The 20,859-nt window shown below is 64.2% G+C and carries 23 protein-coding genes; 11 read left to right on the forward strand and 12 right to left on the reverse strand.

The features are described 5' to 3' along the window. Together AC1DYX_RS09355 and AC1DYX_RS09360 are read right to left on the reverse strand one after the other, a co-directional pair. Positions 1–900 (reverse strand): response regulator (locus AC1DYX_RS09355; protein WP_477258543.1); only part of this gene is annotated, 900 nt, incomplete at its 3' end. Positions 901–956: 56 nt separating this feature from the next. After that, on the reverse strand, positions 957–1,589 hold the full coding sequence (locus AC1DYX_RS09360) for a response regulator (protein WP_477258544.1): 633 nt from the start codon (positions 1,587–1,589) through the stop codon (positions 957–959). Between the two features lie 298 nt (positions 1,590–1,887). Between AC1DYX_RS09360 and AC1DYX_RS09365 the strand changes: the two genes are divergently transcribed. The 5 genes from AC1DYX_RS09365 (at position 1,888) to AC1DYX_RS09385 (ending at position 7,156) form a co-directional block, all read left to right on the forward strand. Then, positions 1,888–2,373 carry a hypothetical protein gene (locus tag AC1DYX_RS09365; protein WP_477258545.1) on the forward strand — a complete coding sequence of 162 codons (486 nt, stop codon included), beginning with the start codon at positions 1,888–1,890 and terminating at the stop codon, positions 2,371–2,373. Between the two features lie 82 nt (positions 2,374–2,455). After that, a complete protein-coding gene (locus AC1DYX_RS09370; protein ID WP_029756800.1) occupies positions 2,456–2,668 on the forward strand; it encodes a hypothetical protein in 213 nt (70 codons plus the stop codon). Positions 2,669–3,103: 435 nt separating this feature from the next. Continuing rightward, positions 3,104–3,247: a hypothetical protein gene (locus AC1DYX_RS09375; RefSeq protein ID WP_477258546.1), complete on the forward strand. Its 144-nt coding sequence runs from the start codon at positions 3,104–3,106 to the stop codon at positions 3,245–3,247. Positions 3,248–3,473: 226 nt separating this feature from the next. Beyond that, complete coding sequence (gene mutS, locus AC1DYX_RS09380) at positions 3,474–6,164, forward strand: DNA mismatch repair protein MutS (protein WP_477258547.1); 2,691 nt, start codon at positions 3,474–3,476, stop codon at positions 6,162–6,164. A gap of 2 nt (positions 6,165–6,166) precedes the next feature. Next, on the forward strand, positions 6,167–7,156 hold the full coding sequence (locus AC1DYX_RS09385) for a hypothetical protein (RefSeq protein ID WP_477258548.1): 990 nt from the start codon (positions 6,167–6,169) through the stop codon (positions 7,154–7,156). Between the two features lie 37 nt (positions 7,157–7,193). Here AC1DYX_RS09385 and AC1DYX_RS09390 read toward each other — a convergent pair whose 3' ends face one another. Continuing rightward, on the reverse strand, positions 7,194–7,733 hold the full coding sequence (locus tag AC1DYX_RS09390) for an FKBP-type peptidyl-prolyl cis-trans isomerase (RefSeq protein ID WP_477258549.1): 540 nt from the start codon (positions 7,731–7,733) through the stop codon (positions 7,194–7,196). A gap of 82 nt (positions 7,734–7,815) precedes the next feature. Here AC1DYX_RS09390 and AC1DYX_RS09395 point away from each other — a divergent pair, with 82 nt between their 5' ends. From AC1DYX_RS09395 to AC1DYX_RS09405, 3 genes are all read left to right on the forward strand, one after another. Next, a complete protein-coding gene (locus AC1DYX_RS09395; protein ID WP_477258550.1) occupies positions 7,816–8,937 on the forward strand; it encodes a JmjC domain-containing protein in 1,122 nt (373 codons plus the stop codon). Positions 8,938–8,951: 14 nt separating this feature from the next. Beyond that, the gene (locus AC1DYX_RS09400) at positions 8,952–9,428 is read left to right on the forward strand and encodes a DUF7931 domain-containing protein (protein ID WP_477258551.1); all 477 of its coding nucleotides are present in this window, start codon (positions 8,952–8,954) and stop codon (positions 9,426–9,428) included. Between the two features lie 276 nt (positions 9,429–9,704). Continuing rightward, positions 9,705–9,974 (forward strand): hypothetical protein, encoded by a 270-nt coding sequence (locus tag AC1DYX_RS09405; RefSeq protein WP_477258552.1) that lies wholly within the window; start codon positions 9,705–9,707, stop codon positions 9,972–9,974. 190 nt (positions 9,975–10,164) lie between these two features. Here AC1DYX_RS09405 and bamC read toward each other — a convergent pair whose 3' ends face one another. The 9 genes from bamC to AC1DYX_RS09450 form a co-directional block, all read right to left on the reverse strand. Next, positions 10,165–11,295, reverse strand: a complete 1,131-nt coding sequence (gene bamC, locus AC1DYX_RS09410; protein WP_477258553.1) for an outer membrane protein assembly factor BamC — start codon at positions 11,293–11,295, stop codon at positions 10,165–10,167. A 40-nt stretch (positions 11,296–11,335) separates the two neighbouring features. Next, on the reverse strand, positions 11,336–12,232 hold the full coding sequence (gene dapA / locus AC1DYX_RS09415) for a 4-hydroxy-tetrahydrodipicolinate synthase (protein WP_477258554.1): 897 nt from the start codon (positions 12,230–12,232) through the stop codon (positions 11,336–11,338). Positions 12,233–12,344: 112 nt separating this feature from the next. Continuing rightward, entirely contained in the window at positions 12,345–12,899 is a 555-nt protein-coding gene (locus AC1DYX_RS09420; protein ID WP_477258570.1) for a class I SAM-dependent methyltransferase, read from the reverse strand. A gap of 14 nt (positions 12,900–12,913) precedes the next feature. Continuing rightward, the gene (locus AC1DYX_RS09425; protein WP_477258555.1) at positions 12,914–14,116 is read right to left on the reverse strand and encodes a tryptophan--tRNA ligase; all 1,203 of its coding nucleotides are present in this window, start codon (positions 14,114–14,116) and stop codon (positions 12,914–12,916) included. A gap of 7 nt (positions 14,117–14,123) precedes the next feature. After that, entirely contained in the window at positions 14,124–14,777 is a 654-nt protein-coding gene (locus tag AC1DYX_RS09430; RefSeq protein ID WP_477258556.1) for a site-2 protease family protein, read from the reverse strand. A 45-nt stretch (positions 14,778–14,822) separates the two neighbouring features. Then, a complete protein-coding gene (locus AC1DYX_RS09435; RefSeq protein ID WP_477258557.1) occupies positions 14,823–15,446 on the reverse strand; it encodes an L-threonylcarbamoyladenylate synthase in 624 nt (207 codons plus the stop codon). Next, a complete protein-coding gene (gene htpX, locus AC1DYX_RS09440; RefSeq protein WP_477258558.1) occupies positions 15,443–16,342 on the reverse strand; it encodes a protease HtpX in 900 nt (299 codons plus the stop codon). Before htpX ends, AC1DYX_RS09435 begins: the two co-directional genes overlap by 4 nt. A gap of 115 nt (positions 16,343–16,457) precedes the next feature. Next, positions 16,458–17,288, reverse strand: coding sequence for a 3',5'-nucleoside bisphosphate phosphatase (locus AC1DYX_RS09445; protein ID WP_477258559.1), 831 nt, complete (start codon positions 17,286–17,288; stop codon positions 16,458–16,460). 138 nt (positions 17,289–17,426) lie between these two features. Then, entirely contained in the window at positions 17,427–18,311 is an 885-nt protein-coding gene (locus AC1DYX_RS09450) for an alpha/beta fold hydrolase (protein WP_477258560.1), read from the reverse strand. 121 nt (positions 18,312–18,432) lie between these two features. On the opposite strand from AC1DYX_RS09450, the gene AC1DYX_RS09455 reads away from it, so the two are divergent. From AC1DYX_RS09455 to AC1DYX_RS09465, 3 genes are all read left to right on the forward strand, one after another. After that, positions 18,433–18,957, forward strand: coding sequence for a gamma carbonic anhydrase family protein (locus AC1DYX_RS09455; RefSeq protein ID WP_477258561.1), 525 nt, complete (start codon positions 18,433–18,435; stop codon positions 18,955–18,957). Between the two features lie 3 nt (positions 18,958–18,960). Beyond that, entirely contained in the window at positions 18,961–19,917 is a 957-nt protein-coding gene (gene hslO / locus AC1DYX_RS09460) for an Hsp33 family molecular chaperone HslO (RefSeq protein ID WP_477258562.1), read from the forward strand. Between the two features lie 114 nt (positions 19,918–20,031). Beyond that, positions 20,032–20,517: a Dps family protein gene (locus tag AC1DYX_RS09465; protein ID WP_477258563.1), complete on the forward strand. Its 486-nt coding sequence runs from the start codon at positions 20,032–20,034 to the stop codon at positions 20,515–20,517. Positions 20,518–20,859 lie beyond the last annotated feature (342 nt).

Genomic DNA, 20,859 nt, shown 5'->3' on the forward strand with positions numbered 1-20,859 from the left:
CAACTGGCTGCGCGATTCCTGCTGGCTCCGCTCGGCTTCCTTGAGCGGGGTGATGTCGCGTCCGATCGTCAGGACATGCGATACCGTGCCATCCATGTCGTACTCGGGCACGACATGGAAGATGTAATGCGCCGGGGTGGCGCCGGGCTTCTTCCAGGTCATGAAGCTCTCGGCCCGTACCCCGGTCGCCATGACGCTGCGCAACATGTCCTCGTAGACCTGCACGCCGATGCCCCCATACCAGCCCTCGCCGAGTTCGCGTGCCAGCGCCTGTTCCTCCGACATGCCGAACATCGTCGTATAGGCGGGGTTGACGTACACGCGGCGGCATGCGCGATCGTAACGGATAAGCAGGTCGGGAGAATTCTCCGCCAGGGTACGGAACTTGCGCTCGCTTTCCCGCAGCCCGTGATTGGCTTCGCTGAGTTCCGCCGTACGTTCCGCCACCCGCCGTTCGAGTTCGGCATGCGAACGCTGGAGTTCGGCGTTCTTCGCTTCCAGCTGTTTCTGCAGCCAGCGCAAGCGCATATGGGTATCGATCCTCGCCAGCATTTCCGCGAGATCCAGTGGCTTGGTCACGTAATCGATGCCGCCCGCCGCGAACCCTGCCAGCTTGTGCTCCGTGTCGACCAGGGCCGTCATGAAGATGACGGGAATATGACGCGTCCGCGGCTGCTGTTTCAGGCGGCGGCACACGTCGAAGCCGTCGGCGTCGGGCAGCAGGACGTCCAGCAGGATGAGGTCAGGCAGGGCGAGCGATGCCCGTTCCAGCGCCTCCTCGCCTTCCTGCGCGATCAACACGTCATACCCGCAGCCCGCGAGGAAATCCGCGACCACCTGAAGATTCGCCGCGATATCGTCGACGATCAGAATGCGTCCGTCACGAGGTGTGGAATTCACGATGCGACCGCCATGTCCATACTCCTTGTCACCGGCCGCGAGGCCGATTCCGGGGCTTATTCGATCAAGTCATGCTTGACGCCGTAACGCACCAACTCCGCATTGGACGCGAGATTCATCTTTTGCATCAGACGCGCCTTGTGGGTACTGACGGTCTTGTTGCTGATCGCCAGTTCATCCGCAATATCGTTGACGGTTTTACCGTGCGCCAGCAGCCTGAAAATGTGGAGCTCGCGATCGGTCAGAAGTTCATGCGCCGGACGGGCATGCGATTCCGCATTGCCGAACACCATTTCGTCGACGAGCAACGGATCGATGAAGCGGTTTCCGGCGGCGGTCTTGCGTATCGCCGCCAGCAAAACCTCCGGCTCGTTATCCTTGGTCAGATAGCCGTTTGCGCCCGCAGCGAGAGCCCGCCTCACGGCCAGCGCCTCATTGCGCATGCTCAGGACCAGTATGGGAGTCGTGACGCCATGAAGACGGATGCGCGAGATGAGGTCGATACCGCTGATACCGGGCATGCCCATGTCCAGCAGGATGAGGTCGAAACGATCGTCGCGAAGCTGCTGCAACACCTGGGCGCCATTGGTCGCTTCGCCCGTCACCTCGATGTCGTCGGCAAGCTGCAAAAGCTGCCTGAGCCCGCTGCGCACGATGGCATGGTCGTCCGCCATCAGTATCCGGATCATCGATTCTCCTGAGTCCATGGGATGCCAGAACCGGCTGAGATCAACGTGGTCCGATCCCGGCCGCGTCAGGGAGTGATCCGATTTCAGCGCGGAAACCCTTAGTCAATACAGTACATCATAACAAGTTATTTCAGATGAAAAACTATCAAATAATCACATCTTGGCGTGCCTGGTCCGCATCGCGGAAATGTTTGTTTACAACCATTACATGAACCATCGTCTTCCTGACGCGCCGGCTCATCGTTATTGGCCTGAGCGGTGCAATCGCGCACCGTCCCTACGTTCAGGAGAACCCTTCATGAAAACCACCTTGATGCTCGCCGCAGCGCTGTTGTCGGTCACCGGCGCCAATGCGTTCGCGCAGAATGACGCAGTCGACCAGGTCAAAGCGGACAACGCGGCCGTCCATCACGATACGCGCGAGATCAGACTGGATCGTCGCGCGGTCCAGCATGACAACAGGGTGATTGCGCTGGAAAAGCGCGACGCCGCCCACGACAGGAACGTTGCGAAACTGGAGAAACAGGACGCGCGCCGCGACCAGCGCCGGGAGGACGCCCTGATCGCGCTGGGTGACGTCAAGGATGCGCAAATGCTCGACCGGGCGCGGCGGCACGAACTCAACGAGGCGAAGATCGCCGCACGGGACGCCCGCCACGACCGCAACGTGATCGCGATCGAGCGGAAGGACCGTGCGCACGACAAAGCGGTACTGGCGGACGAACGTGGCGAACGCCGGGCCGAGGTCGCACAACGCAATCACGACGCCGCGAAGATCCGGTAAGGCGCACACGATCGCTTGATGCCCGGTAAGTTGCTGTCGCACACTTGCGCGACGATTAAGTCCTCAACCACAAGGAGAAGTCATGACTTACCGATGGATCGACGACCAGGGCTTGCTGAAGAAAATGYTGGGCGAACGGCGGATCGACCGCTGGACGGCCGACAACATCCAGGACGCCCTGCGCGCCCAGGGCGTGCACGCGGCGGCGCGGGCGATGGAATACCGGCGCGTGCGCCTCGAAACGGCATTGCGGGTGCTGGCGATGCCGGGGAGGCGTCGTCATCTCCTGTCCTGACCGCTCACGGCCACCCGGTGCCCGATGGCGCGATCGGCAGCGCCATCCCGAGTGGCCGTGCCTCGCCAGAAACGCAGCAATTGTGAACTAATGTGTTTCGCAATTCATGGCAGCCGCCACGAAAAACATCGCTATAAATTCCGTATCCATGAAAGTGTTGGTTCCTTGCACGGGCTTTTGGTGACATCAAAAGGAGCTGATCATTTGATTTGTCACAAAGATGAGTTTAAAGCAATTTAATAAGCATAATCTATTACCATCGGAATAATTAAATGAGAAAAAAGCTCAGATTCAATGCCATGCGAATAAATTGGTAGAGCTGATAAGCCAGCCARGCCGAAGAGATATCGATTGACAGTGGCAATTTTGGCAAATACGATTGTCTAAATAAAAACACGACATTGCCTTTTTTGGCACCTGGAGACGGAGCGCGGCATGATCTACCTTTTAACTTTCATAGCGATCATCATCATTGCTCGCATCGCCGGCCCCATCCGTCAACACAAGGATCTCGACCAGGAACTTCGCCAGGCGGAGTACGAACATCGAGCATCCGTCTACGGCAAACCGGACGAATGACACTGCTTTTACGGCCGCTGCCGGCGTCGAGTCGTCTCGTTGCCGGAACCGGCACATCGTTCGCTGAACCCCTGACCAGCGAATCCGCACAGTAGCCCGATACCACGCAGGCGGCTGCGGGGAACCCGTGTGCCTATCCGTACTGCCCCGCTCTCCCCCTTCCGATCGAACGCGGTAAAATGGCGACCCTGGCAAGTTCTTGCCCCGCTGTCCCGATCTTGACTACATGAACGTTCCACGCGAAATCAACGCCGACGCGGCCAAACGCCTCGCGACCGAAAAGCACACCCCGATGATGCAGCAATATCTCAGCATCAAGGCCGACTACCCGACGATGCTCGTCTTCTACCGGATGGGCGACTTCTATGAGCTGTTCTTCGAGGACGCCGAGAAGGCCGCGCGCATCCTGGGCATCACGCTGACGGCGCGCGGCAGTTCGGGCGGCAATCCAATCAAGATGGCGGGCGTGCCCTTCCATTCGCTCGATCCTTACCTCGCCAAGCTTGTGAAGCTGGGCGAGTCGTGCGCGATCTGCGAGCAGATCGGCGATCCGGCCCTCAGCAAGGGGCCGGTCGAACGCAAGGTCGTGCGCGTCGTCACGCCGGGTACGCTCACCGATGCCGACCTGTTGCCGGAAAAGGCCGAGCGTCCGTTGCTGGCCGTGTGCACGGTCGCCAACCGCAAGGTGGTCACGACCGGCCTCGCGTGGATGTCGCTCGCGAGCGGCGCGCTGAAGCTGATGGAATTCGCGGGCGACGCGCGCGGCGYCGCCGTGCGCCTCGTGCAGGAACTGGAACGCATCGCGCCGGCCGAAGTGCTGCGCGCGGACGACGGCGCCGATCTGTTCGAGGAAAGCCCGATCGGCCACACGCAGCGCGTGCCGGACTGGCATTTCGACGTGCTGCACGGCCACAAGGCGCTGCTCGACCAGCTCGGCGTGGCGACGCTCTCCGGCTTCGGCGCGGACGGCCTCGGTGCCGCATTCGGCGCGGCCGGCGCGCTGCTGCGCTATGCGCAATCGACGCAGGGCCGCGGCCTGCAGCACGTGAAGAGCCTGGCCGTGGAATCGGAGAGCGAATTCATCGGCCTCGACGCCTCCACGCGCCGCAACCTGGAACTGACGGAGACGATCCGCGGCTTCGAATCGCCCACGCTGTTCTCGCTGCTGGACGGCTGCCGCACGGCGATGGGTTCGCGCCTGCTGCGCCACTGGCTGCACCATGCGAAGCGCGACCAGCGCGTGGCGCGCGCACGCCACGAGGCGATCGAGGCGCTGGCCCAGCGCGAAGCGATGCACGGCCTGTCGGCCACGCTCGCGCACGTGCCGGACATCGAGCGCATCACGACGCGCATCGCGCTGTTGACGGCTCGTCCGCGCGACCTCGCCAGCCTGCGCGACGGCTTGACCCAGCTGCCCGCGCTGCGCGAACAGGTGGCGCAATGCTTCATCCCCGGCGACTCCTGCCTGCTGCGCGACATCCATGACGCCATCGCGGTGCCCGAGTCCTGCCTCGACCTGCTGCAGCGCGCCATCGCAACGGAGCCGGCCGCGATGGTGCGCGACGGCGGCGTGTTCGCGCGCGGCTTCGACGCCGAGCTCGACGAACTGCGCGCGCTGTCCGAGAATGCCGGCCAGTTCCTCGTCGACCTGGAAGCGCGCGAGCGGGCCCGCACGGGCATCACGAACCTGCGCGTCGAGTACAACAAGGTGCACGGCTTCTACATCGAAGTCACGAACGGCCAGGCCGACAAGGTGCCGGACGATTACCGCCGCCGCCAGACGCTGAAGAACTGCGAGCGCTACATCACGCCGGAACTGAAGGCGTTCGAGGACAAGGCCCTGTCCGCGCAGGACCGCGCGCTGGCGCGCGAGAAGCTGCTGTACGAGCTGCTGCTGGCCGACCTCGCGCCGCACATCGTGTGCCTGCAGCGCATCGCGGCCGGCATCGCCCAGCTCGACACGCTGACCGCGCTCGCCGCCCACGCCGTGCGCAACAACTGGTGCATGCCGCAGCTGGTCGAGGAACCGTGCCTCACGATCGTCGAAGGCCGCCATCCCGTCGTCGAAAACCAGATCGAGCGCTTCATCGCCAACGACTGCAAGCTCTCGAACGACCGCCGCCTGCTGCTGATCACCGGTCCGAACATGGGCGGTAAATCGACGTTCATGCGCCAGGTCGCCCTCATCACGCTGCTCGCCTACGTGGGCAGCTACGTGCCGGCGACGAGTGCGACGATCGGTCCGGTCGACCGCATCTTCACGCGCATCGGCGCGTCCGACGATCTCGCGGGCGGCCGCTCGACGTTCATGGTGGAGATGACGGAATCGGCTGCGATCCTGAACGGCGCGACGGAACATTCGCTGGTGCTGATGGACGAAGTGGGCCGCGGCACGTCGACGTTCGACGGCCTCGCGCTCGCATGGGCGATCGCGCGCCACCTGATCGAGACGAGCCGCAGCTTTACCCTGTTCGCCACCCACTACTTCGAGCTGACGCAGCTGCCGGAACAGCATCCGAGCGCCGCCAACGTGCACCTGTCGGCCGTCGAACACAAGGACAGCATCGTGTTCCTGCACGCCGTGCAGGACGGCCCCGCCTCGCAGAGCTATGGCCTGCAGGTCGCGCAGCTGGCGGGCGTGCCGCCGGGCGTGATCCGCGCCGCGCGCAAACACCTGGCGCGACTGGAAGYGCAGGCGCTCGACGCGACGCCGCAGCTCGACCTGTTCGCGCCCGCGCCATGCGGCGATGCGGACGCGGACGCGGATACCGCCACGGCCACGGCGGAGCCAGCGCCCGCGCGCGAGGCGGCGCCGTCGCCCGCATTGGCCCTGCTGGACGTCATCGATCCGGATGCCCTGAGCCCGCGCGAAGCGCTCGAACGCTTGTACGAGCTGAAGCGCCTGGCCTCGGCGTGACGATGCCGCGACACCATCCGTTTGTCCTGCTGGCCCTCGCCTGCGCGCTCGCGGGCAGCGCCCATGCCGCCGGCGATACCCGTGACACCCGCGACGACGACGCGCACCGTTTCGCCATCATCGGCCACGGCTTCACCGACGGCGGCGACAAGCGCCTGAAGCAGGCGCTGCGCGACAACGACGACGGCGACGTCGCCTTCCTCGTCGTCACGGGCGTCAAGGGCGTGAACGAACCGTGCACGGACAAGCTGTACCAGAAGCGGCGCGAGCTGATCGACGATGCGCGCCGGCCCGTCGTCGTGCTGCCGGCCGGCAGCGACTGGACCGAATGCAGGAACAGCGCGGGCCGCTCGAATGCGATCGAGCGCCTGAACCGCATCCGCGAACTGTTCTACGGCGAACCGGACACGCTCGGCGCGCGCAAGCTGCCCGTCACGCGCCAGTCGATGAGCCCGCGCTTTCGCAGCTACGCGGAAAATGCGCACTGGTCGGTCGGCAAGGTGTTGTATGCCACCGTGAACATGCCGGCCAATAACAACCACTACCTGAACGAGGCTGGCCGCAACAGCGAGTACGAAGACCGGCTCGTGGCGAACCGGTTCTGGCTGAACCGGCTGTTCGCCATCGCGAAGCGCGACAGGCTGGAAGCGCTCGTGCTGTTTTCGGAAGGGGATGTGCGGATCGCCGCGCAGCCGACGGGCCTGCGCGCACTGCTGCGCAGTGCCGGGCCGGACAATGACGGCTTCGCGGAACCGCGGCGGCTGATCGTGTCGCTGGCACAAAAATTCCCGGGCAAGGTGCTTCTCGTGGACGGCACGCGCGTGCGCGCGAAGCCGGTGATCGAATGGCGTGGCAATGTCGGCCATCTGTCTGCCGGTGCCGATGCGCTGGAAGTGGTCGTGGATCCGGTGGCGAAGACCCTGTTCAAGGTCGATCCGCGCAAGGTGGAGACGGCGCCGGCGACGAAAACCGGCGGCGCAAAAGAACGGTAACCCGGCTGCGGCCGGGTCCGGTGCGCGGGCGCGGGACTTACTGCAGCGGCTGGCTGCGGAAGTGGTCGCCCTCTTCGCTGTCTTCCATCTCGTCGTGGCCGTGGTGGCCGTGGGCGCCGTGCACGTGGCCGTGGGCGATCTCTTCCGGCGTCGCGGCGCGCACGTCGATCACGGACAGTTCGAAACGCAGGGCCATGCCGGCCAGCGGGTGGTTGCCGTCGAGGACGACCTTGTCGTCGGCGACTTCGGTGACGGTGAAGATCACCGGCTCTTCATCGCTCCCCTCGGCCATGCCTTCGAACTGCATGCCGACTTCGATCGGCTCCGGCAGGCGGTTGCGCTCTTCGACCTTGACCAGGTTCGGATCGTAATCGCCGAACGCGTCTTCCGGCTCGATCTGGATGGTCGACGCGTAACCCACGTCCTTGCCGTCCAGCTCTTCTTCGATCTTCGGCAGCGTGTTCTCGTAACCGCCGTGCAGGTAGACCATCGGCTGGGCGCCGTCTTCGATCAGGTTGTTCTGGGCGTCGGACAGTTTATAGTTGACCGACACAACCGTGTTCTGGGCAATCTTCATTGCACTTCCTTTCGTGTGTAAGGTGCGGATTATATAGCCTTTGTACCATCTTTCCCCGATGGCTGCTGGTTATAATGGACCCATGCAAAAATTACAGCTCCTTGGCAATATCACGCCCGCCCAGTTCCTCCGCGACTACTGGCACAAGAAACCCCTCCTGATCCGTCAGGCCATTCCCGATTTCAAGCCGCTGCTCAAATTCGACAAACTCGCCGAGTTGGCGAAGCTCAACCACGTCGAGTCGCGCCTCGTGACCTTGACCGACAGCACTTGGGACATGCAGCACGGTCCGCTGGCCGAACTGCCGCCGCGCACGCAGCGCGAATGGACGATGCTCGTGCAGGGCGTCAACCTGCACGACCCGAAAGCCGATGCCCTGCTGCGCCAGTTCCGTTTCGTGCCGGACGCGCGCCTGGACGACCTGATGGTCAGCTATGCGACGGACGGCGGCGGCGTCGGCCCGCACTTCGATTCCTACGACGTGTTCCTGCTGCAGGCACAGGGCCGGCGCCGCTGGCGCATCGGCGCGCAGCAGGACCTGACGCTCGTCGAGGGCCTGCCGCTGAAGATCCTCGCGAACTTCGAACCGGAAGAAGAGTTCGTGCTGGAGCCGGGCGACATGCTGTACCTGCCGCCGCACTACGCGCACGACGGCGTGGCCGAAGGCGAATGCATGACGTATTCGATCGGCTTCCGCTCCCCGTCGTTCCAGGAACTGGGCGAAGCCTTCCTGCAATTCATGGCCGACTCGATCGACCTGCCGGGCCGCTACGCCGACCCGGGCCTGGCGCCTGCGAAGAACCCGGCCGAGATCCCGCGCGACATGCTGGCGACCGTCACCGAAGAACTCAACAAGGTGCGCTGGGACGAGGAAGACGTCACGATCTTCCTGGGTGAATACCTGTCCGAACCCAAGCACAACGTGTTCTTCACGCCGGTCGCGAAACCGCTGACGGTGGGCCGCTTCATGGAACAGGCCGCGAAGAAGGGCCTGAAACTGTCGCCCAAGACCTTGATGCTGTACCGCGGCAAGCACGTGTTCATCAATGGCGAATCGTTCGGCGTCGGGCGTGCGGACAAGGTCGTGCTGGACGTGCTCGCCAACGAGCGCGGCCTGGCAGGCAGCCTGCTGGAGCAGGCGTCCGACGACGTGCTGGATGCCCTGTACACCTGGTACCAGGACGGCTGGCTGGAGTTGGCCTGACCTTTGGACTGACCATGACCACGCCCGAGCTCTTGCCTTTCGATACCCGCGCCGCGTTCCAGGCCCACCTGGGCGACGTGCTGGCGCGGGCGCGGGCGACGCTCGTCATGTTCGACCCGGACTTCGCACTGTTCCGGCTGGGCGCGCCGGACGTCGACGCCATCCTGCGCCGCTTCCTGCACGCCGGCGGTCTGCTCCGTCTCGTCCTGCACGACCCTGCGCACCTCGAGCGGGAAGCGCGCTTCCTGCGCCTGCTCAAGGATTATGCCCATGCGATCGAATGCCGGCAAACGCCGCGCAGCCTGCGCGAACTGACGGATTCGTTCTGTATCGCGGACGACCGGCATATCGTGCGGCGCTTCCACAGCGCGCATTTGCGCGGCGAGGCAGCCCTTGATGCACCGCAACAAACCGAGCTGTCGCGCCTGCGTTTCGACGCCATATGGGCAGAATCCCAACCCAGCCTGCAAGCCAGTGTCACAGGACTGTAAATACTTGTTTTTGCTCGGTTCTCTAATGAGAGCTAGCGTACGGACAAGTTATGTTGTGTTGCAAGAAAATGAACATTGCCCGATCTGGCAACTGTTACGTCTTGACACGACTTTTCTATTGCGATTCAGTAAATTTGGCTATAATATCGGGTTAGGAAGGTTCCGTTGTCTGTAGGCACTTTTTCCAAAGTATACAAACAAGAGAATTCCTGACGAGCGATAATTACCGGTAATTATTCATCGCACCAACCTTTTGAATTAATTAAGGAAAAAACCATGAAAAAATCTCTGCTGATCGTTTCCCTGCTGGCTGTCGCCCTGGCTGCTTGCTCGAAGAAAGAAGAAGCTCCGGCTGCCCCGGCTGCTCCGGCTGCCGAGACCGCTGCTCCGGCTGCTCCGGCCGCTCCGGCTGCTGACGCTGCCGCTACCCCGGCTGCTCCGGCCGCTGCTGAAGCTGCTGCTTCGGCCGCTTCGGCTGCTGCTTCGGCTGCTTCGGCTGCTGCTGAAGCCGCTTCGGCTGCTGCTGCTCCGGCTGCTTCGAAGTAATTCGAATCATCGAAAAGAACCGGCCTGCGGGCCGGTTTTTTTTCGTCTATTGGTTTTGCGGGCATTTGATGGGCACGGGGCGCCCATCCTACGATATCGTATTGCCGTAGGGTGGGCACCCCGTGCCCACCCTGCATACCGCAAACAAAAAACCGGCCAGCGGCCGGTTTTTTGTTTGCGCGAAACGGGTTTATTTCAACTCGTCCGCCAGCAGCTTGAGGATCTTGGCCCCGGTCGGCGACGTCTCCGGCTTGCCGTCGTTCGTCTGGACCGTCACGTCCGACGCCGTCGCATTCGGCACGGCCGAGACGAGCACGCGGAACTTCTGCGCTTCCTTGTTCTTGTCGTCGCTGCCGAACAGCTTGCTGAAGAAGCCTTCCTTCTTGACTGCGTCCGGATCGACATAACGCACGAAGTAGATGCCTTGCACGCGGTCGCGGTCTTCCACGGTGAAGCCGACGCGGTCCAGCGCCAGGCCCACGCGGCGCCATGCGCGGTCGAAGCCTTCGTCGACGACGACCTTGTTGCCTTCCAGCCTGGCGTGCTGCGCTTCCAGCGGCGCATTGGTCACGAATGCCGTGGCTTCCTTGACCTTGGTACCGGTCAGCTGCGCCATCAGGCGGCTCAGGAATTCGGCTTCCAGTTCCGGATCGTTCGGACGCGCGGTCCAGGTCACGCTTTCCTTCTGCGGACCGGTCAGCACTTCCTCGGCGCCGCGGTGGCTGACATAGATCTCGGTCGAACCGTCCGGACGACGCTCGAGGCGCGTGCGGAACTTGTCGCGCTCGCCCGTGGAATACGCGGAATCGAAGACCTTGCCGATGGTGCGACGGAGGAAGTCCTGCGGGATCTTGGCGCGGTTCTCGGCCCAGTTGGTTTCCATGATGCCGGTCTGGGGCGACTCGGTCTCGACGGTAAAGCCCGAGTTGTGCCAGAACTCCAGCAGTTGCGGCCACAGCTGTTCCGGGGTTTCCTTGACCACGAGCCAGCGCTGGTTGCCGTTGCGCTCGATGCGGATGGTGTCAGTGGGCACTTGCCCGATCTGTTCGCCCGACGCGGCTGCAACGGCCGGCGCGGCGCCGCGCTGCTGCTGGAAACCCGACGCGGTGGCGACGCCGCGGCCATCCGGCACGGCATAGCGGTTGTCCTTCTGCAGTTGGGTCAGGTCCGGCGGAATGTCCAGCGGAGGCGCTTTCTTGGAAGCCTTGTAGTCCACCTTGTCCGATTCGAACACGGTCGTGCACGCGGCCAGGCTGAACGCGATGGCGGTCAGCGCCAGGGTACGGGCTGCGGTGGAGGTCATCATCTTGCGGTTCGTCATATCGTTAAAGCTGGTAATGCAGCAGGTTCGGGGACCGTTATCAAAGGACGCCGGATGCGCGCAGTGCGGCGCGTACCGTGTCGTGGTATTGCGCAGCCAGCGGCGCCAGCGGCAGGCGCAGGCCGGACGGGATCTTGCCCATCTCGGCCAGGGCCCACTTCACCGGGACCGGGTTCGGCTCGACGAACAGCTTGGCGTGCAGGTCCAGCACGCGGTTGTTGATCTCGACCGCGCGGGCGATCTGGCCGTTCATCGCGGCGTTGCACAGTTCGGCCATCGCGCGCGGGGCGACGTTCGCGGTCACCGAGATATTGCCGGCGCCGCCGGCGAACATCAGTGCCATCGCGGTCGGATCGTCGCCCGAGTACACGGCGAACGATTGCCCCTTGCCGGCGAACGAACGGTCGATGTCGCGCATCAGTTCGATGCCGCGGCCGAGGTTGCCGGTCGCGTCCTTGATACCGACGATGTTGTCGATGGCAGCCAGGCGCAGCACGGTCTCGTTGGCCATGTCGGCGACGGTACGACCCGGCACGTTGTACAGGATCACCGGCAGGTCGACGGCTTCGGCGATCGCCTTGAAGTGGCGATACATGCCTTCCTGCGACGGACGGTTGTAGTACGGGACCACCTGCAGCGAGGCATTCGCGCCGACATCCCTGGCGTGGCGGGTGAGCGCGATCGCTTCGGCGGTCGAATTGCCGCCCGTGCCGGCGATCACCGGGATGCGGCCGGCGACGTGGTCGACGGCCAGCTTGATCAGTTCGCAGTGTTCTTCCGGCGTCACCGTGGCCGACTCGCCGGTGGTACCGACGATGCAGATCGCGTCCGTACCTTCCGCCACGTGCCAGTCGAGCAGTTTGCGCAGGCTGTCCCTGTCCAAACTTCCATCCTCGAACATCGGCGTGACGATTGCTACTATGCTGCCCTTAATCATAATCAGTGGACTGTGCTTTTAATAAAGAATGGTCGATTGTAGCGGATAGCCCGTGGTTATGGTTCATTCCACACTAACTTAATGACTCATTTACAGCTCGGTTACAGCTCAGTTACAAGTGAAGCCGGGCGACGCCGGGATCGAATGCCGGACCGCCGGCGCATAACCGCTGCACGCGCGCAGTACGCGGCGCGTCGACGATGCCATCCTCGTACGCCAGCACACGCAAGCCATGGCGCAGCGCCACGTCCAGCAATTCGCCCGGCGCCAGCAGGAAGGCCGGATTGGACGGCTTGCCGAAGCGTTCGTTCCCCTGGGCGAAGGTCTCGTAGACGACGATGCCATCCGGCGCCAGCGCCTCTGCCAGGTGCGTGAACAGCGGCCGGTGCAGGTAGTTCGTCACGACGATGCCGGCGAAGCGGCCCGGCGCGAAGGGCCATGCACTCCCCTCTTCCTCAAGGTCATGGTGCAGGGTCGTGATGCCGGGACCGGCCGCCTGCACCAGCGCGGCGGCGTCGCGGTCGACGGCCAGCACGGGATGGCCGAGGGATGCCAGCAGGCGCGCGTGGCGCCCGCCGCCGCAGGCGAGGTCCAGCACCTCGCCCGGCGGGATCGCGGGAGCCCAGCGCGCGACCCAGGCCGATGGATTGTCGCTCGCGCCGTGCATCGTCACGAGTACGGTCACGAATACGACAAGCCCATGACTTCGCGCACGTCGCGCATCGTCTCCTGCGCCAGCTTGCGGGCCTTCTCGCAGCCGTCGGCGACGATGGCGCGCACGAGCGACGGGTCGTCCAGGTATTGCTGGGCACGTTCGTGCATCGGTTCCTGCTCGGCCAGCACGGCTTCCACGACGGGCTGCTTGCACTCGAGGCAGCCGATGCCGGCGCTCGTGCAGCCCTTCATGACCCATTCTTTCGTGTTCGGGTCGGAATACACTTCGTGCAACTGCCACACGGGGCACTTCAGCGGGTCGCCCGGATCGCTGCGGCGCACGCGCGCGGGGTCGGTCGGCATCGTGCGGATCTTCTTCGTCACGGAGGCCGGATCCTCGCGCAGCGAGATCGAATTGCCATAGCTCTTGGACATCTTGCGGCCATCGAGGCCCGGCAGGCGCGACGCCTCCGTCAGTTTCACCTGCGGCTCGACGAGGATGATCTTGCGGCTGCCTTCGAGGTAGCCGAACAGGCGCTCGCGGTCGATGTTCGACAGGCTGCCCACCTCGTTCAGCATGGCCTGCGCCTGTTCCAGTGCCGCCTCGTCGCCGTCCTGCTGGAATGCGGTGCGCAGCTCCGTGTACAGCCTCGCGCGCTTGCTGCCCAGCTTCTTCACGGCCTCCAGCGCCTTCTGCTCGAAGCCAGGCTCCTTGCCGTACAGGTGGTTGAAGCGCCGCGCGATCTCCCGCATCATCTCGATGTGCGGGACCTGGTCCTCGCCGACCGGCACCTGCGTGGCGCGGTAGATCAGCACGTCGGCGGCCTGCAGCAGCGGGTAGCCGAGGAAGCCGTAGGTGGCGAGATCGCGGTTGGACAGGTTCTCGATCTGGTCCTTGTACGTCGGCACGCGCTCGAGCCAGCCGAGCGGCGTGGCCATCGACAGCAGCAGGTGCAGTTCCGCGTGCTCGGGCACTTTCGACTGGATGAAGATCGTGGCCTGGGCCGGATCGATGCCGGCCGCGAGCCAGTCGATCACCATGTCCCAGGTACTCTTCTCGATGATCGTCGGGTCGTCGTAGTGCGTGGTCAGCGCGTGCCAGTCGGCCACGAAGAACAGGCAAGGCAGTTCGGACTGCATGCGGATCCAGTTCTTCAGGGCCCCGTGGTAGTGGCCAAGGTGCATCAGCCCGGTCGGGCGCATGCCGGAAACGACACGGTCGGGAAACATAGCGGTATCAGGTCAGGAGTAGGAACAGGGGAACAAGGATCAGGTGCAGCAGCCGGTCCGCGATCATGCCGACGTAGTACAGCCACGGGCCGATCGCATGCAGGAAGATCAGGGCCAGCAGGATGATGAAGCCGTACGGCTCCAGGCGCGCGTAAGTGAACGCGGCCTTGTGCGGCAGGAGGCTGAACACGACGCGGCCGCCGTCCATCGACGGGATCGGCAGCAGGTTGAAGGCCATCAGCCACAGGTTGGTCTGCACGCCGGCCTTGGCCACGAGGTGCGGGAAGTCTTCCTGCACGCCGAAATACTGCAGGAAGATCGCGATCACGTACCACATCAGGGCCATCACGAAGTTCGCGGCCGGACCGGACAGCGCGACCCAGGCCATGTCCCGCTTCGGGTGGCGCATCTGGCCGTAGTTCAGGGGCAGCGGCTTCGCATAGCCGAACACGAAGCCGGACATCAGGTACATCACCGCCGGAATGACGATGGTGCCGATCGGATCGATGTGAGCCAGGGGATTGAAAGTGGTACGCCCGGCGGCGTGGGCGGTATTGTCCCCGAAGCGCCTGGCGACGAACGCCTGGGCGGCATCGTGCATCGTGAGCGCAAAGAGGACCGGCAGTGCATACACTGCCAGGTTGCGTATGAGTTCATCCATAAATTGCGATTCTATCAGAGCGCGCGACCGGGGCGGCCGCGGGCGCTACAGGCCGAAGGCGGCCGGGTCGCCGCGGCCCGCGCGCACGAGTTCCGCCTCGGGCCCGGTGAGGTCGACGATGGTGGTGGGCTCGAGAGTGCCGGCGCCGCCGTCGATCACCAGTTCGATCTGCCGGTCGAGGCGGTCGCGCACCTCGTCCGGATCGGACAGCATGTGCTCGTCGCCAGGCAGCTGAAGGGTGGTGCCGATCAGCGCTTCGCCCAGTTCGTCCAGCAGCGCCAGCAGGATGGCGTTTTCCGGCACGCGGATGCCGATCGTCTTGCGTGACGGGTGCGAAAGACGCCGCGGCACCTCCTTCGTCGCTTCCAGGATCACGGTGTACGGCCCCGGCGTGACGGCCTTCAGCTGGCGGTACTGGCGGTTGTCGACGCGCGCGTAGGTGGCGATCTCGGACAGGTCGCGCACGAGCAGGGTGAGGTGGTGCTTCTCGTCGATGCCGCGGATGCGCCGCAGTTTCTCGACGGCGGACTTGTCGTCCAGGCGGCATACGAGTGCATAGGCGGAGTCGGTCGGCACGGCGACGATGCCGCCCGACTGGATGATCTGGGCGGCCTGGCGGATCAGCCGCGCCTGCGGATTCTGCGGATGGACTTCGAAGTACTGGGTCATCGTACGAATCCCGTCTGGCGCAGGGCCTGCAGCGCCGCGATGCGCTCTTCCATCGGCGGGTGCGACGCGAACAGCGCGCCCCAGCCGCTGCCATGGCCGGAAATGCCGGACGCCGCCATCGACTGCGGCAACGCGCCCGGCTGCATGCCGGCCAGGCGCGCCAGTGCATGCTGCATCGGCAGCGGGCTGCCCAGCAGTTGGGCCGAGCCGGCGTCGGCGCGGAACTCGCGCTGGCGCGAGAACCAGGCGACGATGATCGAGGCGACGATGCCGAACACGATCTCGCACACGAACACGGTGATGGCATAGCCGATGCCGGGACCGCGCTCGTCGTTCCCGCGCCGGAACACGACGTTGTCGACGAAGAAGCCGACGACGCGCGCGAGGAACACGACGAACGTGTTGACGACGCCCTGGATCAGCGTGAGCGTGACCATGTCGCCGTTGGCCACGTGCGCGATCTCGTGGCCCAGCACGGCTTCGACCTCTTCGCGGTTCATGTTGGCGAGCAGGCCGGTGGACACGGCGACGAGCGCGGAATTTTTGAAGGCCCCCGTGGCAAAAGCGTTCGGCTCGCCGTCGTACACGGCCACTTCCGGCATGGCGATGCCGGCGCGCTGCGCGAGGTTGCCGACGGTGTTCATGAGCCAGGCCTCGGTGGCGTTGGCCGGCTGCCCGATGACGCGCGCACCGGTCGACATCCTGGCCATCGGTTTGCTCATCAGCAGGGAAATGATGGAGCCGGTAAAGCCGACGACGAGCGAGAACACGAGCAGCGCCCCGACATTGATCCCGGCTCCGCCGACGGGACGTCCGACGCCGAGCACGTTCAGCACGATCGACAGCACGAGCACCACGGCGAGGTTGGTGGCGAGGAACAGCAATATGCGCTTCATGGGGAGAGCCTCCGGCCTGGTTACGTAGGGTGGACACGGGGTGCCCACCCTACGATTCGTTCGATATCAGTCGGACAATATGACGGCAAGATGCCGAAATTTCAAGCGTCGCGGCTCAAAACCAGTCGTGCCACACCGGCGTCACGCCGCCCGGCAACGGCGGCAGCTCGCCGAACTCCACCCTCGCCTCCCCCGGCGCATGGAAATCCGTCCCGCGCGAGGCGAGGAAGCCGTAGCGCCGCGCCACCTCCGCGTACGTGGCGTACTGGTCCGGCGTATGGCTGCCCGTGACGACCTCGATGGCATTGCCGCCAAGCTGTTTGAACTCGTCGAACAGCGCGCCCTCGGCCGTCGCGTCGAAGCGGTAGCGCCCCGGGTGTGCGATCACGGGGATGCCGCCGGCGGCGCGGATCCAGCCCATCGCGTCCGGCAAGGTGGCCCACCGGTGCGGGACGTAGCCCGGCTTGCCTTCGGTCAGATAGCGGCGGAACACTTCGGACGTCGTGGCGCATACGCCGAGCTCGCACAGGTAGCGTGCGAAATGCGTGCGCGACAGCAGGTCGGGGTTGCCGACATACTTGAGCGCGCCTTCGTAGGCGTTCGGGATACCGGCCTTGTCCAGCTGCGCGGCGATCTCGCGCCCGCGGTTGTCGCGTCCGTGGCGCGTGGCGGCCAGGCCCTGCACGAGCGTGGGATCGTCTTCGTCGACCTGCAGGCCGACGAGGTGCACGGTCTCGCTGGCCCACGTCACGGAAATCTCCACGCCGGCCACGAAACGCATGCCCAGTGCCGTCGCCTCTGCCCGCGCGGCCTTGATGCCGCCGACCTCGTCATGGTCGGTCAGCGCCCACACGTCGACGCCACCCTTGCGGGCATAGGCCGCCACGGCGGCGGGTGCGAGCACGCCGTCGGAGACGTTGGAGTGGCAGTGGAGGTCGACTTTCATGGGTAAGATCCGGACGTCAATGTCTGTTCGAATTAACATTGTACGCGGTTCGCCTTGGATGCAAATGGTGGGCTCGGGGAGCCCACCCTACGGCCCCGCATCGTAGGGTGGGCACCCTGTGCCCACCAAATGCCCGCGTTACGTTGACGCAGCCAAAAACTCTTCGATCATTTGGGCAAGTTTCTCGGGCTGGTCGTGGTGCAGCATATGCCCGGCCTCCGGCATCATGCGCGGCGTGACGTTCGCCAGCTGGGCCAGGCGCCGGTCGACCTCGTGGCGGGCTTCTTCCTTCGGCCCCATCCAGCGCCACATGTCCGTGTGCGCCGCCTCGACCCACAGCACGGGCGCCGTGATGCGGCGCCAGCACGCGAGCACCTCTTCCACCTGGTACAGCAGCGGCCCCGTCATCTTGTGCGCCGGGTCGCCGAGGATTTCCCACTCGCCCCGGTCGTTCTGCGCAGCCCAGTGCTGCGCCAGGAAGGCGGCGCGGTCGGCCGGCAGCCGGGGATTGGTCTTTTGCAGGCGCGCCGCCACCTCTTCCTGGCTGGCGTAGCCGCGCATGACGGGCGGCGCCTTCACCTCGTCCAGCCAGCGGGCGTAGCGGCCGGGAGCCTGTTCGGCACGCGTGGCCGGCAGGCCGAAACCTTCCAGGTTGATGAGCTTTGCGATGCGCTCGGGTCGCACGCCCGCATACACGCTGACGATGTTGCCGCCCATGCTGTGCCCGAGCAGGTTGACGGGTTCTCCCGGCGCGTAATGGTCGAGGATGGCTTCGAGGTCGGCGAAATAGTCGGGGAACCAGTAGGTGTCGTTGCCCGAACGTTCGGTCAGGCCGAAGCCGCGCCAGTCATGCGCGATCACGTGCCAGTCGCCCTGCAACGCGTCGACGACGAACTGGAACGAGGCCGACATGTCCATCCAGCCGTGCGCCATGAACAGCTTGGGGCTGCCTAAGCGGCCCCAGTGGCGGACATGCGTGCGCAGGCCACGGATGTCGAGAAATTCGGAGCGGGACGGTGTCATGGCGGTTCCTGTCTGGATTGAATTAGTACGATCGTTCGCATTATAGGCATGAAGCTTGTTTTTCCGCTGGTCAGCCCCATTTGCGTAAAATACGGCCATCTCAACCTTCCGCGAGCATGCCATGGCGATTTACCAGTTGGGCGAGTATGCGCCCGAGATCGATCCCTCGGCGTATGTCGCCGATTCCGCGAACCTGATCGGCAAGGTGACGATCGAGGCCGACGCCTCGGTGTGGTTCGGGGTGACGATCCGCGGCGACAACGAGCGCATCACGATCGGTGCGGGCAGCAATGTGCAGGAAGGCACGGTGATGCACACGGACATGGGCTTTCCGCTCGTACTCGGCAAGAACGTCACCGTCGGCCACCAGGCGATGCTGCACGGCTGCACCGTCGGCGACGGCGCGCTGATCGGCATCCAGGCCGTGGTGCTGAACGGCGCGAAGATCGGCAAGGGCTGCCTCGTGGGGGCCGGCGCCGTCGTCACCGAAGGCAAGGAATTCCCGGACCACTCGCTGATCCTGGGCGCGCCGGCCAAGGTGGTGCGCACGCTCACGGAAGACGACCTGCTCCGCCTGCAGGGCAATGCCGCCAGCTACGTGGAACGCGGCAAACGCTTCAAGGCGGAGCTCAAGAAAATCGGATAAAGAATGACGACTGATACCAGCAAGGACACCCTCCAGAAATTCATCTTCGACAACGCGGCCGTACGTGGCGAGCTCGTCGAGATTTCCAACGCGTGGCGCGAGATCCAGTCGCGCCACGTCTATCCGAAGGCGGTGCGCGCCTTGCTGGGCGAAATGGTCGCCGCGGCGGCGCTGCTGTCCGCGAACCTCAAGTTCGACGGCTCGATCGTGATGCAGATCCACGGCGACGGCCCGGTGAAGCTGCTCGTCGTCGAATGCGACGCGAAACTGCAGCTGCGCGCCACCGCCAAGCTGCGCGAAGGCGCCGAGGTGCCGGACCACGCATCGGTGGTGCAGCTGCTGAACCAGAACGGCCGTGGCCGCTTCGTGATCACGCTCGACCCGCAGGACAAGGTGCCGGGCCAGCAGCCCTACCAGGGCGTCGTGCCGCTCGTGGGCGAGGATATCGCGACCGTCATCGAGAACTACATGCTGCGCTCGGAACAGATGGACACCAAGCTGTGGCTGGCGGCCGACGAACACGTCGCGCGCGGCCTGCTGCTGCAAAAGCTGCCGCGCAACAGCGGCGTCAAAGGCCAGGTCACCCAGGCCAGCGAGGAGGAAGACGTCGAGACGTGGACCCGCGCCGTCATGCTGGGCCAGACGCTGAAGCAGGAAGAACTGCTGACGACGGACGTGGAAACGCTGCTCAGGCGCCTGTTCTGGGAAGAGACGATCCGTGTGTTCGACCCGCTGCATCCGGAATTCCACTGCTCGTGCTCGCGCGAGAAAGTGGCCAACATGCTGAAGATGCTGGGTCAGAAGGAAGTCGAGGCCGCCCTGCATGACCTGGGCGAGCTGGGCATCAACTGCGACTTCTGCGGCAAGCACTACGGCTTCGACGCCGTCGACTGCGCGCAGCTGTTTGCCAGTGAGACGACGGCCGATGCCGTGGCGCCGGCCTCCAGTGTCAAGCACTGAGCCGGGATAGGGAGCACCATTGATGTTCCCTATCGATTTAATTGAAAATATAAACAACAACTATGAATCCATCCTGTTAAGCTGTCATACATGACAAGCCAACAGGAGGATTCCATGAGCAACATCAATATCGGCATCAGTACGGAAGACCGCGCCCGCATCGCCGACGCGTTGTCGCGTGTCCTGGCGGACAGCTACATGCTGTACCTGAAAACCCACAACTTCCACTGGAACGTGACGGGGCCAATGTTCCAGACGCTGCACATCATGTTCATGGAACAGTACACGGAACTGTGGAACGCGCTGGACAACATCGCCGAACGCATCCGCGCGCTAGGCCATTTCGCGCCAGGCACTTATGCCCGCTTCGTCGAACTGTCGTCGATCAAGGAAGAACCCGGCGTGCCGAACGCGCAGGAAATGATCCGCCAGCTCGTCGACGGCCAGGAGGCGCTGATCCGCACCGTGCGCGAAGCGTTCAGGGTTGCCGACGAAGCGAGCGACCAGCCGAGCGCCGGCATGCTGAGCGACCGCATGGAAATCCACGAAAAGAATGCGTGGATGCTTCGTTCGTTCCTGGAAAACGGCCAGGGCGCCTGATCCTGCAGTCGTCGGGCCCCGGCCGGTGGTCGTTCAGTTAACACCGAGCTGTAGGGTGCCCATGCGGACGTACGCAGCTCGCATACGTCCGCGTGGGCGGAGGCCGCCCACCCTACTGCTGCGACAACGTTGTGAGAACGACGCGATGCGGCATCGTCCGGATTGTTGATCGGAAGTCATCATCGGGCTTTGTCGGAATTTCCTGATTCCGCGCCTTGCTGAAGTTCAACTTGCGCGTGGTCAATTGGCATAAATCAACGCCGCGTTTCAATGAGCTCCAGTGTACGAACGCGTGCACTTGTTACCGGGATTGTGTCGCATTTTTGCCCCCATTCCGCAAAC

This window comes from Massilia sp. P2_C2, from assembly GCF_056404615.1.